At 71.0% G+C, this 14132-nt stretch carries 9 protein-coding genes; 8 read left to right on the top strand and 1 reads right to left on the bottom strand.

Annotation, left to right across the window (positions count from 1 at the left end; all coding sequences use genetic code 11):
* Window positions 1-59: 59 nt before the first annotated feature.
* Together ACQP1K_RS27070 and ACQP1K_RS27065 are read left to right on the top strand one after the other, a co-directional pair.
* Complete coding sequence (locus ACQP1K_RS27070; RefSeq protein ID WP_433498505.1) at window positions 60-623, top strand: hypothetical protein; 564 nt, start codon at window positions 60-62, stop codon at window positions 621-623.
* Window positions 624-870: 247 nt separating this feature from the next.
* Window positions 871-2931 (top strand): chaplin family protein, encoded by a 2061-nt coding sequence (locus ACQP1K_RS27065; RefSeq protein ID WP_433498504.1) that lies wholly within the window; start codon window positions 871-873, stop codon window positions 2929-2931.
* A 331-nt stretch (window positions 2932-3262) separates the two neighbouring features.
* Here the strand turns inward: ACQP1K_RS27065 and ACQP1K_RS27060 are convergent, their stop codons facing one another.
* Window positions 3263-3448 (bottom strand): DUF5703 family protein, encoded by a 186-nt coding sequence (locus tag ACQP1K_RS27060; protein ID WP_055482469.1) that lies wholly within the window; start codon window positions 3446-3448, stop codon window positions 3263-3265.
* A 281-nt stretch (window positions 3449-3729) separates the two neighbouring features.
* On the opposite strand from ACQP1K_RS27060, the gene topA reads away from it, so the two are divergent.
* The 6 genes from topA to ACQP1K_RS27030 all read left to right on the top strand — a co-directional run bounded on the left by topA (window position 3730) and on the right by ACQP1K_RS27030 (window position 14105).
* Window positions 3730-6423, top strand: coding sequence for a type I DNA topoisomerase (topA, locus tag ACQP1K_RS27055; protein WP_433498503.1), 2694 nt, complete (start codon window positions 3730-3732; stop codon window positions 6421-6423).
* 116 nt (window positions 6424-6539) lie between these two features.
* On the top strand, window positions 6540-7919 hold the full coding sequence (locus tag ACQP1K_RS27050) for a metallophosphoesterase (RefSeq protein ID WP_433498502.1): 1380 nt from the start codon (window positions 6540-6542) through the stop codon (window positions 7917-7919).
* A gap of 112 nt (window positions 7920-8031) precedes the next feature.
* Window positions 8032-10119 (top strand): dTMP kinase, encoded by a 2088-nt coding sequence (tmk, locus tag ACQP1K_RS27045; RefSeq protein ID WP_433498501.1) that lies wholly within the window; start codon window positions 8032-8034, stop codon window positions 10117-10119.
* A 21-nt stretch (window positions 10120-10140) separates the two neighbouring features.
* Entirely contained in the window at window positions 10141-11340 is a 1200-nt protein-coding gene (locus ACQP1K_RS27040) for a DNA polymerase III subunit delta' (protein ID WP_433498500.1), read from the top strand.
* 111 nt (window positions 11341-11451) lie between these two features.
* Window positions 11452-12288 carry a PSP1 domain-containing protein gene (locus ACQP1K_RS27035; protein WP_433501655.1) on the top strand — a complete coding sequence of 279 codons (837 nt, stop codon included), beginning with the start codon at window positions 11452-11454 and terminating at the stop codon, window positions 12286-12288.
* 266 nt (window positions 12289-12554) lie between these two features.
* Entirely contained in the window at window positions 12555-14105 is a 1551-nt protein-coding gene (locus ACQP1K_RS27030) for an alpha/beta hydrolase (RefSeq protein WP_433498499.1), read from the top strand.
* Window positions 14106-14132: the final 27 nt, after the last annotated feature.

The following is a 14132-nucleotide window of genomic DNA, read 5'->3' as shown; positions in this document are numbered from 1 at the left end:
CGCCCGCCGTCTGTCCGCGCGTGTCCGTGGTGCTCTCCGGGCCGGCGAGGGGAGGCCGGATGGCGCGGTTCGCGGCCGGCTCCCCGCTGGGTCGCCTTCTGGTCATCGGCGGATTGATCACCGTCGCATGGCTGCTCGGCGTGATCTACGGTGTGTTCGGTCCGGCCGCGTCCGTGGCCGGTATGCCGGCGCAGCTCTCATCGCACGACGTCGTCGGGCCGGTGCTCTCCGACGTTCTCTCCACGGTCGATTCCCCCAGCTCGGTCATACCGGGTAGCCCGCTCGCACCGAGCGCAGGCGGGGACGCCGAGGCGGGTTCGTGGGGCTCCGGCGGATTCCCCGCGGCGACGGAAAGTGCCTCGGCCGATGCCGAGGCGATGGCCGGGCGGACGGTCGACGGGCTCACCAGCCAGTCGAAGCCCCTGTTCCCATCGTCCTCCGCCAAGGACCACGTGGGCGACCACGGTCTGGTCCCACAGACGAGCGGTGCGTCGATGTTGTTCGGGGATCTCACGCGGAGCGTGTTCGAGCCGCACTTCACGAAGCTGCCCGCCCCCATGGCGGCAGTCGTCCCCCCGGTGGTCCGCACAGCGGCGGACGATCCTTCTTTCTCTCCTGACTGATCCCGCCATTGTCTCCGGTTCCCTCGTCTAGGGACCGGATCGAGCCTGCCTCGCGTGTCGGGCATCCCGTACGGGTCACAGGCCATGACATCTCAGGCACCCGTCACGCACTCGTACGGCGGGCTCCGCGGGTGACGCGGACTCTCCCAATCTCGTGACCGTCCACAGCCCCGCTGTGTCTCGGCGTGGACATCTGTCGCGAGCTGTCAGGTAACCCCCGAAAAAGAACCACCTAGGAGCATTCATCATGCGAACGTGGGCGAAGGGCTCAACCTCCGCGGCGTTTCTCGCTGTCGGCGTCATGGCACTTGGCAGCGGTACGGCTTACGCCGGCACCGACGGCACCGGCTCGATCGGCGGCGGCAACCAGGTCAACATCCCCATAACCCTGCCCATCGACATCAGCGGGAACGCCGTGGCCGTGGCCGGGGAGTCGGAGGCCTCGTCTCACGGCGGCGCGTCCGTCGAGGGCTCGGCGACCGCGGCCGGGGGCAACCGTACCTCCGGGCGGCACAGCATTCTGGGCGGCAACCAGGTGGTGGCGCCGATCACCGCGCCGATCAATGTCTGCGGCAACGCGGTCTCGCTGTTCGGCGAGTCCGAGGCCGGCTGCAAGGGCGGCGCCGAGGTCAAGAGCTCCCGGCGAGGCGGCGCGGTCGCCGCCGGGGGCAACCGTACCTCCGGGCGGCACAGCATTCTGGGCGGCAACCAGGTGGTGGCGCCGATCACCGCGCCGATCAATCTGTGCGGCAACTCCGTCGCCATCTTCGGCGACGCCACGGCAGGCTGCAAGGGCGGCGCCTCGGTGAGCGGTCGTCACCCCGCCGTGCGCGCCGGCGGCAACCGCACCTCGGGCCGCTCGTCCATCCTGGGCGGCAACCAGGTGGTGGCGCCGATCACCGCGCCCGTCAACGTCTGCGGCAACTCCGTCGCCGTCATCGGTGAGGCGTTCTCCGGCTGCCAGGGCGGCTCGTCCGTGGGCGGCGGCCACGATCACGGCCACCGCGGGCACGACCATGACGGGCACGACCACGACGGGAAGGGCGGCGGCCACTGGAGCCGCCCCGGCTCCAGCGGCCACGACACCGACGGGCGTTACTCCGTCGGCAGCGGCACCCAGGTGGTGGCGCCGGTCAGGACCCCGGTCGAGGTCTGCGGCAACGGGGGCGGCTCCCAGAACTGCCACGGCGGCCAGACGATCAGGAGGGACCGGCCGGGCAACTGGAACGGCGGCAACCGCACCTCCGGCACCTCCTCGATCGCCGGCGGCAACCAGGTGGTGGCGCCGGTCACCGTCCCGATCGACATCTGCGGCAACGCCGTCGCGATCGCCGGTGACGCGTTCGCCGGCTGCCGCGGCGGGGCCACCGTGAAGAGCGGCTGGGGACGGCACGGCCACTCGGGCGCGGGTGGGAACCGTACCTCAGGGCGGCACAGCATTCTGGGCGGCAACCAGGTGGTGGCGCCGATCACCGCGCCGATCAATGTCTGCGGCAACGCGGTCGCCGTCCTGGGCAAGGCCGCGGGGAACTGCAAGGGCGGTTCGTCGGTGTCGGGCGGCGTCGGCGGAGGCGGCAATATCACCTCCGGCCGGTACGGCATCCTCGCAGGCAACCAGGTGGTGGCGCCGGTCACCGTCCCGATCAACGTCTGCGGCAACTCCGTCGCCGTTCTCGGCGACGCCGCCGCCGGCTGCCTGGGCGGCGCCCGGGTGGGCGGCAAGGCGGGGTGGCACCGGGGCCACGACTGGGGCAAGGTGCACAACTCCGGACGCGTCGGGATGATGCGCGAGACGCCCGCGCTGCCGATGCTGTCCGGGCTCAAGGAGGCCAGCGGCCTTCGCCAGGAGATGAGCTCGGCCGCCGCCCCGTCCGCGCCGATCCTCGGTGACCTGCCGAACATGAAGGGCATGTCGGGCCTGCCGAGCCTGCCCGTCGCCGACAGCGTGGTCGCCGAGTCGGGCGCCGCAAAGGGCAACGCGCCGGTGGCCTCCCAGCCCGCCGGTTCGCTCCCGGTCGGTGACACGCTCGGCCAGGCGACCAGGTCGCTGCCGGTGAACAAGACGGTCGAGAACGCCGCCGGCGGCCTGCCGGTTCGCGACCTGACCCGCAACCTCCCGACCGGTGAGCTGAAGGGCGCGACCGATCTCCTGCCGCTCGGCGGCCTCAACCTGATGAGCGCCGAGCAGCCGGTGGGCCTGACCGGCATGAACCCCGCCTCGTTCGCCGCACTGGTCCTGGGCGCCATGTTCGCCGCCTCGGCGAGCCTGTTCGCTCTCACCCGCCGGGTCCGCCTGCGCCGCAAGTAGGACACCCCAACTACAAGTAGGACATCCCTACTTTAAGTAGGACGCCATCACTGTAAGTGGGACGTCTCCGATGTAAGTCGGATGTTCCGGAAGTACACGCATGATCCGCTGCTTCCGCTTCCCGCGGAAGCAGCACCATCCGAACGCTCACCCTCGGCCTCCGTCGCTGCGGAGGCGGGGAATCTCATTCACTCACGCCTGGTGCCGGCGGGGTGACGCTGGACGCTCCTCCCTTCTTCGGGGGTGAGCATGGATGCTTTGCCCGTTCCGGGGGCGCGGCCCGGAGCGGGCAAAGCGCTTTTGACCTCGTCTCGTACCGGAGTGGTGTCGCTCACATCGTCCGGGCCGCGCGTATGATCTTGCGTCGTAGTCGGACACGCCTGCTGCCGTCGGGATACAGGCGCAGGCGCTCCAGCTCCCAGTTCCCGTACTCGGCGTGTTCCGTCAGCATTTGCCGAGCCACCTCCCGTGAGGTGCCTCGGGGCAGATACAGGTCCAAGTAGGAGTAGTCGAGCACAGCGATTAGTCTCCGAGGGCGTGCCTGAGAACCTGATGGGCTCTATTCTGCGTCCTCGTGGATAACAGGTCCAGGCGGGTTAGATTCCCGGATATAACCGGGTAGCCCGAGGGGAAGGGACTTGCGGCGGCAGGTACCTTCAAAATGGCCCTCCGGGGCGACGGGACCGCCCCGGACTTGTCCAGGCGGACCGATGCCGAGCCGGGAGGACGTGGTATCACCTAGCCGGGAAGCACCCGGGAGTACGGGGAACGACAGCGGACAGCGAGGTAGGAAGCAGCGTGCCAGCCAACAACGGCAACGCCGGCGGAACCCGCCTGGTGATCGTCGAGTCGCCGGCGAAGGCGAAGACGATCGCCGGGTACCTCGGGCGCGGCTACATCGTGGAGTCGAGCATCGGCCACATCCGCGATCTTCCGGAGCGGGCCGACGACATCCCGGAGAAGTACAAGCAGGAAGCCTGGGCACGCCTCGGCGTGAACGTCGATCACGAGTTCGAGCCCCTCTACGTCGTGAATCCGGACAAGAAGTCCCAGGTCTCCAAGCTCAAGCAGCTCCTCAAGGAGGCCGACGAGCTCTATCTGGCCACTGACGAGGACCGGGAGGGCGAGGCCATCGCCTGGCATCTGCGCGAGGTGCTCAAGCCCAAGATCCCGGTCCACCGCATGGTCTTCCACGAGATCACCCCGCACGCGATCCGGGCGGCGGTCGCCAACCCGCGTGACCTGAACCTGCGGCTCGTCGATGCCCAGGAGACCCGCCGGATCCTCGACCGCCTCTACGGATACGAGGTCAGCCCGGTCCTGTGGAAGAAGGTCAAGCCGCGGCTGTCGGCCGGCCGCGTGCAGTCGGTGGCCACCCGTCTCGTCGTCGAGCGCGAGCGGGAGCGGATGGCGTTCACCGCCGCCAACTACTGGGACCTGCAGGCCGTGTTCGACACCGGCCGCGCGAAGGACGACCCGAGGACGTTCGGCGCCGCGCTCACCGGGGTGAACGGCAGGCGCGTCGCCCAGGGCCGCGACTTCGCCTCGACCGGCAGACTCAAGAACGCCGATCTCCTTCACCTCGACGAGGCCGCCGCCACCGAGCTCGCGGCCAGGCTCGGCGCCGCCGCCTACTCCGTCGGATCCGTCGAGCGCAAGCCGTACACCCGCAAGCCGTACGCGCCGTTCCGTACGACGACCCTGCAGCAGGAGGCGAGCCGCAAGCTGGGCTTCTCCGCCAAGTACACGATGCAGATCGCCCAGCGGCTGTACGAGAACGGCTACATCACCTACATGCGAACCGACAGCATCACGCTGTCGGAGACCGCCGTCGCCGCCGCCCGCGGCCAGGCCATCAAGCTGTACGGCTCGGCGTACGTGCCGGACAAGCCGCGCGTCTACGCGAGCAAGGTGAAGAACGCGCAGGAGGCGCACGAGGCGATCCGCCCGGCCGGTGAGGAGTTCCGTACGCCCGGCGAGACCGGCCTGAGCGGGGACATGTTCCGGCTGTACGAACTGATCTGGCAGCGGACCGTCGCGTCCCAGATGAAGGACGCGGTCGGCGAGTCGGTGACCGTGAAGGTCGACGGCGTCGTCACGGCCGGGCCGGAGACCCTGACGGCACAGTTCAGCGCGAGCGGGCGCACGATCACGTTCTACGGATTCCTCAAGGCGTACGTCGAGGGCGCGGACGACCCGGCGACCGACCGTGACGACTCGGAGAAGCGGCTGCCCACGCTCGCCGAGGGCGATCGGCTCATGGCGGCCGACCTGACCGCGGTCGGTCACTCGACGAAGCCGCCGGCGCGCTACACGGAGGCCTCGCTCGTCAAGGAGCTGGAGGAGCGGGAGATCGGCCGCCCGTCGACGTACGCGTCGATCATCGGGACGATCCTCGACCGGGGGTATGTGACCAAGAAGGGCACCGCGCTGGTGCCCTCGTTCCTCGCTTTCGCCGTCGTCAACCTGCTGGAACAGCACTTCGGCAACCTCGTCGACTACGACTTCACCGCCGAGATGGAGAAGGTCCTCGACGACATCGCCAACGACCGGGCCGAGCGGGTGCCGGAGCTGCGCCGGTTCTACTACGGCCAGGACGGCGGCGAGGGCCTCAAGGAGATGGTCACCGACCTGGGCGAGATCGACGCCAAGGAGATCAGCTCATTCCCGATCAAGGGCTCCGACATCATGATCAGGGTCGGGCGCTACGGGCCGTACCTCGACCGCGACGGCGCCCGGGTGAACATTCCCGAGGACATGGCGCCTGACGAGCTGACCGCGGAGAAGGCCGAGGAGCTGTTCTCCCGGCCCAGCGGCGACCGCGAGCTCGGGAAGGATCCGGTGACCGGCCACGTGATCGTGGCGAAGGACGGGCGGTTCGGTCCGTACGTCACGGAGATCCTGCCCGAGGAGCAGACTCCGGCGGCCGAGGGCAAGAAGCGGACGAAGAAGGCGGACGCCCCCAAGCCGCGCACCAGCTCGCTTTTCAAGTCGATGTCGCTGGACACGATCACGCTGGAGCAGGCGCTGGAGCTGCTGCGGCTGCCGCGTGTCGTGGGAGAGATCGACGGCGAGGAGGTGACCGCGCACAACGGCAAGTTCGGGCCGTACATCAAGAAGGGGACCGACTCCCGGTCGCTCACCGCCGAGGAAGACCTGCTCACGATCACGGTCGAGCAGGCCAAAGAGCTGTTCGCGCAGCCGAAGGCACGCGGGCGGGGCCGGGCCGCGGCCGCGCCGCCGCTGCGCGAGCTGGGCGAGGACCCGAACTCGAAGAAGCCGGTCGTGGTGAAGGAGGGCCGGTTCGGTCCGTACGTCACCGACGGCGAGACGAACGCGTCCCTCCGCAAGGGCGACACGGTCGAGGACATCACGATCGAACGCGCGGCCGAGTTGCTGGCCGAGCGGCGGGAACGCGCCCCGGCGCAGCGCAAGCGCGCCACGACGACCCGGGCCAAGCCGGCGGCGAAGAAACCCGCGGCGAAGTCCTGACGTCCCGCCGGCCGGTGTGACGCCGGCGTCGCGGCCCCGCCCGCCCAGCCGTACGGCGCGCGCGGCGGGGACTCGGGCCTCGTAACATCTTCCCCAGCGGCCGAGGGGAGATCACGGTGGGTTTTCTGGTCACGATCATGGTGACCGTGGTGGTCGTGCACTATTACCTGTGGCGACGGCTTGTCAGGCCGACGACGGTCCCAGGGTCGAGCGCCCGCCGCCTGCTGACCTGGGTACTGGTCGCGCTCGCCGCCCTGCTGCCGCTGACCTTCGGGGGCTCCCGGTTCCTCGGTGGGGACGCCGCACACGTCCTGGCGTGGCCGGGTTACCTGTGGCTGGCCGTCATGTTCTACCTGTTCGTGTACTCGCTGGCGCTGGAGATCCCCCGGGCGATCGCCCTGCTGGCCGCCCGGCGGGCTCGTCCGGTCCGGCGTACGGCCGCGGAGCCCTCGTCCACGCCCGCCCCCGCGACAGGCACGATGAGCGCGGCCGACCCGGTCGGCGCCTCGGCGACGACCGCCGTCGAGACCACGGTCGCCGTGGAGACCAGGCCCGGGGGCGACGCCGAGGACGGCCTCGCCGACCCGGCCGATCGCCGGCCCGGCCCGGACGAGGCGGCGATCGGCCGGCGGCTGTTCATCTCTCGTACGGCCGCCGCGGCCGTGGGCGTCGGAGCCCTGGCCACCGTCGGGTACGGCACGCGTGTCGCCCAGGGCGATCCGGTGATCGAGCGGGTCCCGGTGCGTCTGTCCCGGCTGGACCCCAGGATGAGCGGGTTGCGCTTCGCCGTGGTCAGCGACATCCACCTCGGGCCGCTGACGGGCCGCGGGCACACGGAGCGCATCGTCCGCATGATCAACGGCCTCCAGGCCGATGTCGTCGCGATCGTCGGGGACCTGGTCGACGGCACGGTGGCCGAGCTGGGTCCGCTGGCCACCCCGCTGAGGTCCCTGGAGTCCCGCTACGGGGCATATTTCGTGACCGGCAACCATGAGTACTACACGGTCAACGGCCCGCAGGAGTGGATCGACGAGCTCGACTCCCTCGGCGTGCGGTCGCTGCGCAACGAGCGGGTGGAGATCAGCCATGCGGGAGCCGTACTCGATCTCGCCGGGGTGAACGACCTGACCGGCCAGGCGATGGGAGACGGACCCGACATGGCGAAGGCCCTATCCGGCCGGGATCAGGCGCGTCCCGTCGTGCTGCTCGCGCATCAGCCGCTGCAGGTGGAGCAGGCCGCCGGATACGGCGTCGATCTGCAGCTCTCCGGGCACACTCACGGCGGGCAGATGGTGCCGTTCAACCTGCTCGTGCCGCTGCAACAGCCGGTGGTCGCCGGTCTGGCCGAGATCCCCCGCGCGACCGCGTCCGCCGGCGCCCCCGGGACCGGGCCCGACGTCACCCGGGTCTACGTCACCCGCGGCGCCGGCTTCTGGGGACCACCCGTCCGGGTGGGCGCCCCGCCCGAGATCACGCTGCTCGAACTGATGCCGTGACCGGCCTGCGCGGCGACGGCGAAAGTAATACCCTCAGGCGACGAGCGGTCGGGGCAAATCGGTCCGCTCCATCGTTTCCCAAGCCCAGCGAGCACCTGGATACGCTGACATCATGAGCACCCCTGGCCGGCCCGGAGCGCGACGCAAGACGCCGCACATGCTGGCGAACGTGCCGTATCGCAGGCTGTGGACGGCCATGTCGGTCCACGGCCTCGGTGACTGGCTCAACATCATCGCGCTGACGGCCCTGGCGGGTAATCTCACCGCCGGGTCCGGCTATCAGGCGCAGAGCCTCGCCGTCGGCGGCGTCTTCGCCGCCAAGTTGCTGCCGTCGATCTTGCTCGGCCCCCTCGCCGGGGCGCTGGCCGGGCGATTCGACCACCGGGCGACGATGGCCATGGCCGATCTGCTCAGGTTCGTCGTGGTGCTGACGGTCCCGTTCGTCGGCGGCTACCAGTGGCTGGTCATCGCGACCGTCCTGATCGAGTGCGTGAACCTCTTCTGGGGGCCGGCCAAGGACGCGACCCTGTCCGGCATCGTGCCGAAGGAGCACGCGGGGGAGGCCGATCGGCTCAATCTCCTCGCGGTGTACGGCACGGCCCCGATCGCGGCGGCGCTGTTCGCCGTCGTGTCCGCGGTGGTCGGTGTGATCGCGACGGCGGCGCGGACGACGTCGCTGCGTGCCACCGACATCGCGCTCGGCGGCGGCGCCCTTGCCTATCTCGTCGCCGGCATTCTGATCTTCACGCTGCGGACCGTTCCCGGTGACCGCGTCCGGCACGTGCCGACGCCGTCGGTGTTCCGGCTGATCGCGGACGGCCGGCGCCGCATCGGCCGCGTTCCTGCGGCGCGCGCGATGGTCACCGGCATAATGGCGACGCTCGCGGCCGGAGCCGTGATGGTCGGCGTCGCCAGGCCGTACGTCCAGGCGCTGCACGGCGGCGACGCGGGCTACGGAGCGGTGTTCTGCGCGCTCTTCCTCGGCGTCGGATACGGCATGGTCTTCGGGCCGCGGCTGCTTCCCGGGCTGTCGCGCCGCCGCCTGTTCGGGCTGGCGATCGTCGTGGCGGGCCTGACGTCGGCCGCTGCCGCGCTGATCCAGAACCTGGTGATCGTCGTCGCGCTGGCCGCGGTCATCGGCGCATGCGCCGGTGTGGCGTGGATCATCGGCTATCCGGCGCTCGACCTGGAGGTCGGGGACGGGTCAGACGTCCGGCACAGCCGTACGACGTCGTTCCTTCAGTCGCTCGGCCGCGTCGTGCTGCTGCTCGTGCTCGCCGTCGCCGGCGCGCTGGCCGCGGTCGTCGGCGGCCACCCGGTGTCCGTCGGCGCCGGAGCGGACGGGGGGCTCGGCTACCGGTTCGACGGTGCCAACGTGGTGCTGCTCGTGGCCGCGCTGCTGGTGGTCGTCGTCGGGCTCCGCGTGCTCAAGCGGCTGGACGACCGGCGCGGCGTCCCCCTGCGCGCGGACCTGCTGGCCGCGCTGCGCGGCGAGAGGTACGCACCGGAGGCGACGGCCGCGACCGAGACGACCGGTCTGTTCGTGGCCTTCGAGGGCGGAGACGGCTCGGGTAAGACCACGCAGTCGCGGCTGCTCGCCATCTGGCTGCGCGACCAGGGCTTCGACGTCGTGCAGACGCGCGAGCCGGGGGCGACCAAGGTCGGCATGCGGCTGCGGGCGATCCTGCTCGACGCCGCCCACCAGGGCCTGTCCGCCCGGGCCGAGGCGATGCTCTACGCCGCGGACCGGGCAGAACACGTGGAGAAGGTCATCCGGCCCGCGCTGCTGCGGGGCACCACCGTCATCTCGGACCGGTACGTCGACTCGTCCCTGGCATACCAGGGCGCGGGCCGGGCGCTCGACCCGGACGACGTCGTGAGGATCAACACCTGGGCGACGGGCGGGCTCGTGCCCGACCTGACCGTGCTCGTCGACGTGCCGCCATCGGTCGGGCTCCGCCGCATGGCATCCCCCGCCGACCGGATCGAGGCCGAGCCGATGGACTTCCACGAGCGGGTCCGGCGGGAGTTCCGCGCCCTGGCGGCGGCCGATCCCGACCGCTACCTGGTCGTCGACGGCACGCTGCCGCAGCGGGAGATCTCCCGCCTCATCCAGGACCGCGTCCGTGAGATCCTGCCCGACCCCGTGCCGCAGGAGGCGGAGGCCACCACCGGCACGATGCCCGCCATTCGCGACTAGGAAGTGTCGAAATTGGGCGGAGTGTTCGCTGATCTGGTGGGACAGGACCAGGCGATCGGGGTGCTCAGGAGGGCGGCCGCTGCGGCGGCGGAGACGGTCGCCGGTGGTCGCGGCACGGGCATGACACACGCCTGGCTGTTCACCGGGCCCCCGGGATCGGGCAGATCGAGCGCGGCCCGGGCCTTCGCCGCCGCCCTGCTCTGCGACGGGCCGGGAGGGCCTGCGGGGGACCGGGGGTGCGGCCACTGTGAGGCCTGCCATCTGGTGGGGGTCGGCTCGCATCCCGACCTGACCCGGGTGCGCCCCGAGGGGCTGTCGTACAGCGTCCGGCAGACCCGTGACCTGGTGCTCAAGGCGGCGGGGGCGCCGACGCTCGGCAAGTGGCGGATCGTCCTGTTCGAGGACGCCGACCGGGTGACAGAGGCGGCGGCCAACGCGCTGCTGAAGGCGATCGAGGAGCCGCCGGCGCGGACCGTGTGGCTGCTGTGCGCGCCCTCGCCGGACGACATGATCATAACGATCAGGTCACGCTGCCGCGTGGTGACCCTGCGGACCCCTCCGACGGAGGCGGTCGCGCGGACGCTGACCGAGCGCGACGGCGTCCCGCCCGACATGGCGCTGCTCGCCGCCCGGGCCGCGCAGGGCCACATCGGCCGGGCGCGCAGGCTCGCCCTCGACGAGGACGTACGGCGACGCCGCGCCGACGTGTTGTCGATCCCCGGCTCCCTGGGCGGCGTGGGAGACTGTGTGGCCGCGGCGGAGCGCCTGGTCAAGACCTCGGCCGAGGACGCCGACGCGGCCACGGCCGAGCTCAACGAGACCGAGACGGCCGAACTGCGCAAGGTGTACGGCGAGGGCTCGTCCGGCAGGGGGCTCAACAGGGGTCTGGTACGCGGCGGCGCCGGGGCGCTGAAGGAGCTGGAGACGCTGCAGAAGTCCCGGGCGACCAGGATCAAGCGCGACTCCCTGGACCTCGCCCTGCTCGATCTGACGGCGTTCTACCGCGATGTGCTCGCCGTACAGTTCGGTGCCGGCGTCGAGTTGACGAACGAGGACCGCAGGCGGGAGATCGAGGCGCTGGCGCGCGGCTCCTCGCCCGAGGACACGCTGCGCCGCACCCGGGCCGTCATGAGGTGCCGGGAACGGCTCGCCGCGAACGTCAACCCCCAGATCGCGGTGGAGGCGATGACCCTCGCCCTGCGATCACCCGGTGTCGGATGACCCTGGATCGGGCGGCCCGTCGCCGTGCCGTGACCGACCCTTTGCTTCGGCGCGTATCGTGGGGTGAAGCGTAAGCCGCACCGGGATCGGAGGAGGGCCGGGCTCTTGGGCATGATCATGGCCGTGAGCTTCACTCGTTACGGACGGCTCTACTACCTCGATCCCGGCGGACACTCCCCGAAGGTGGGGGACAAGGTGCTGGTGCCCACCGACTCCGGCCCAGAGGTGGCCGAGTGCGTGTGGGCCCCGCAGTACGTCAGCGAGGACGTCGGCGGCCTGCCGGTCTGTCAGGGCCTGGCGGCGGACGAGCACCTGACCCGTGACGAGAGCAACCGCCGCCGCAGGGCGGAGGCGCGCAGCGTGTCGAAGCGTCTCATCAAGCGGCACGACCTGCCGATGAAGGTCGTCGGGGTCGACTACCTGGACGCCGACAACGTCTTCACCGTCTATTTCTCGGCGCCGCACCGGGTCGACTTCCGCGCCCTGGTCAGGGACCTGGCCAGGAACCTCCGGGCCCGGGTCGAGCTGCGGCAGATCGGGCCGCGAGACGAGGCCAGGCTGCAGGGCGGCATCGGGCCGTGCGGGCGCGATCTGTGCTGTGCGACGTTCCTCAAGGACTTCGAGCCGGTCTCGGTCCGCATGGCGAAGGACCAGGACCTGCCGGTGAACCCGCTCAGGATCGCCGGCGCGTGCGGGCGCCTCATGTGCTGCCTGAAGTACGAGCACCCGCTCTACCAGGAGTTCCGTGCCTCCGCGCCGCGTACGGGGACGGCCGTCGACACCCCGGAGGGCTCCGGCACCGTGGTCGGCCACAACGTGCCGGGCGACTCGGTGATCGTCCGCCTGAACGACGGCGGCCGCCGATGCGCCTGCCCGTCCGCCTCCGTCTGCTCTCCCCGTAAGCAACACGACGAGATGTACGGCAAGGCGGGCGGCGCGGAAGCCTAGAGCGTCCTGCCGGGAAAAGAGCTGGAGCCGCAAGAACGTTTCCGGCTGACTCCCGCTTTCGGTTGACGGCATGCTGGTCGGCGGCGGAGAAGACGGCGGCCGGCGGATCGGCTCGATGTTCGCCGCCGTTGTCGATGTGGAAGCGGGGAATCATGGGCCGGACAGACGACAGGGGCGGCGCTGGCGACGCGGACGGATGGTCGCCGGGTGCCCGGCGCTCTCCCGGGCCCGCGTCGTCCCGGCCGGGAACACGCGGTGAGCGCTGCGTGATCCACCGCGCCGTGGCCGCGGCCGCCGCCTCGGCTCTGCTCCTGGCCGGTTGCGCCGCCGTCGCCCGCGGAGACGGCGGCCCGCCGGAGCCGGCTCGGACGACCGGCCAGAACGCCGCGGCCGAGCCGCCCACCCCCGGGTTGCGGCCGTTCTACGGCCAGCGAGCGGCGTGGCGCGACTGCGGCGGAGGGTTCGAGTGCGCCCGGATCAAGGTGCCGCTCGACTACGCCGACCCGTCCGGCGAGCGGATCGAGCTGAGCGTGATCCGGTTGCCCGCCTCGGGTGAGCGGATGGGCTCGCTGGTCATCAATCCCGGCGGTCCCGGCGGCTCGGGGGTCGACTACACCCGCATGGCCGGCACCCAGTTCACCGACGGGATACGCGCCAGGTTCGACATCGTCGGCTTCGACCCGCGCGGCGTCGGGGAGTCGGCCCCGGTCCGGTGCATGTCGAACAGGGAGCTCGACGCCTACATGGCCCTGGACACCAGCCCCGACACCCCCGACGAGGCCACCGCGCTGGAGACCGGCTCGAAAGCCGTCGCGGAACGGTGCGGGGCGGGGCGGTCACGCCGGCTGCTCCCGTTCGTCGGCACACCTGACGCGGCCAGGGACATGGACGTGCTGCGCGCGGTCCTGGGCGACTCCGGCCTCACCTATCTCGGCAAGTCGTACGGCACCTATCTCGGCGCCGTCTACGCGGGTCTGTTCCCCAGGCGGGTGCGTGCCCTGGCCCTGGACGGGGCCGTCGATCCGGCCGTCCCGACGCTGAAGTCCGAGCTCGTCCAGGCCAAGGGCTTCGAGGTCGCGCTGCAGGCGTTCGTCGAGGACTGCGTCAAGGACGCCGCCTGTCCCTTCACCCGCCGTACGGTCGACGGCGCGCTGCAGGAGATCACCGACCTGCTGAAGCGGGCCGACCGGAAACCGCTGAAGAACGACCTCGCGGACGGCCGCGCGATCAACGAGTCGTGGACGATCACCGGCATAATCACCCCGCTGTACGAACGCGAGGCGTGGCCGTTGCTGCGCCGGGCCCTGGGCCGTGCCCTCAAGGAGGGGAACGGGACGGACCTGCTGCGCATGGCCGACCTCCTGGTCGACCGCAACCCCGACGGGTCGTACTCGAACCAGACCGAGGCCAACCTGGCGGTCAACTGCCTGGATCATCCGTACCCGAAGGACATGGCGGCCTTCCGGAGGGCCGCCGCCGAGGCGGTCAAGGCGTCCCCGCGTTTCGGCAGCTTCGCGGTGTGGGGCTCGCTGCCCTGTGCGTACTGGCCGGTTCCGGCCAAGAGCGAGGACAAGCCGATCAAGGCAGAGGGCGCGCCGCCCATCCTCGTGGTCGGCACGTTGCGCGACCCGGCCACGCCGTACGAATGGGCGCGGGGACTGGCGTCGGAGCTGTCCTCCGGCGTGCTGCTCGGGTATGACGGTGACGGGCACACGGCCTACTCCACCGGGTCGAAGTGCGTCGACCAGGCCGTGGACGACTACCTGATTTCGCTGCGGGTGCCCGCCTCCGGCACGATCTGTCCGAAGGCCGGATAGCCGTACCCGCGCCGTCTCCAAGCCGTG

The sequence above is a fragment of the Sphaerimonospora sp. CA-214678 genome (assembly GCF_050942215.1).
Classification (GTDB): Bacteria; Actinomycetota; Actinomycetes; order Streptosporangiales; family Streptosporangiaceae; genus Sphaerimonospora.
Note: the sequence above shows the minus strand (reverse complement) of the source record. Positions and strands in the feature narration are given on the sequence as shown.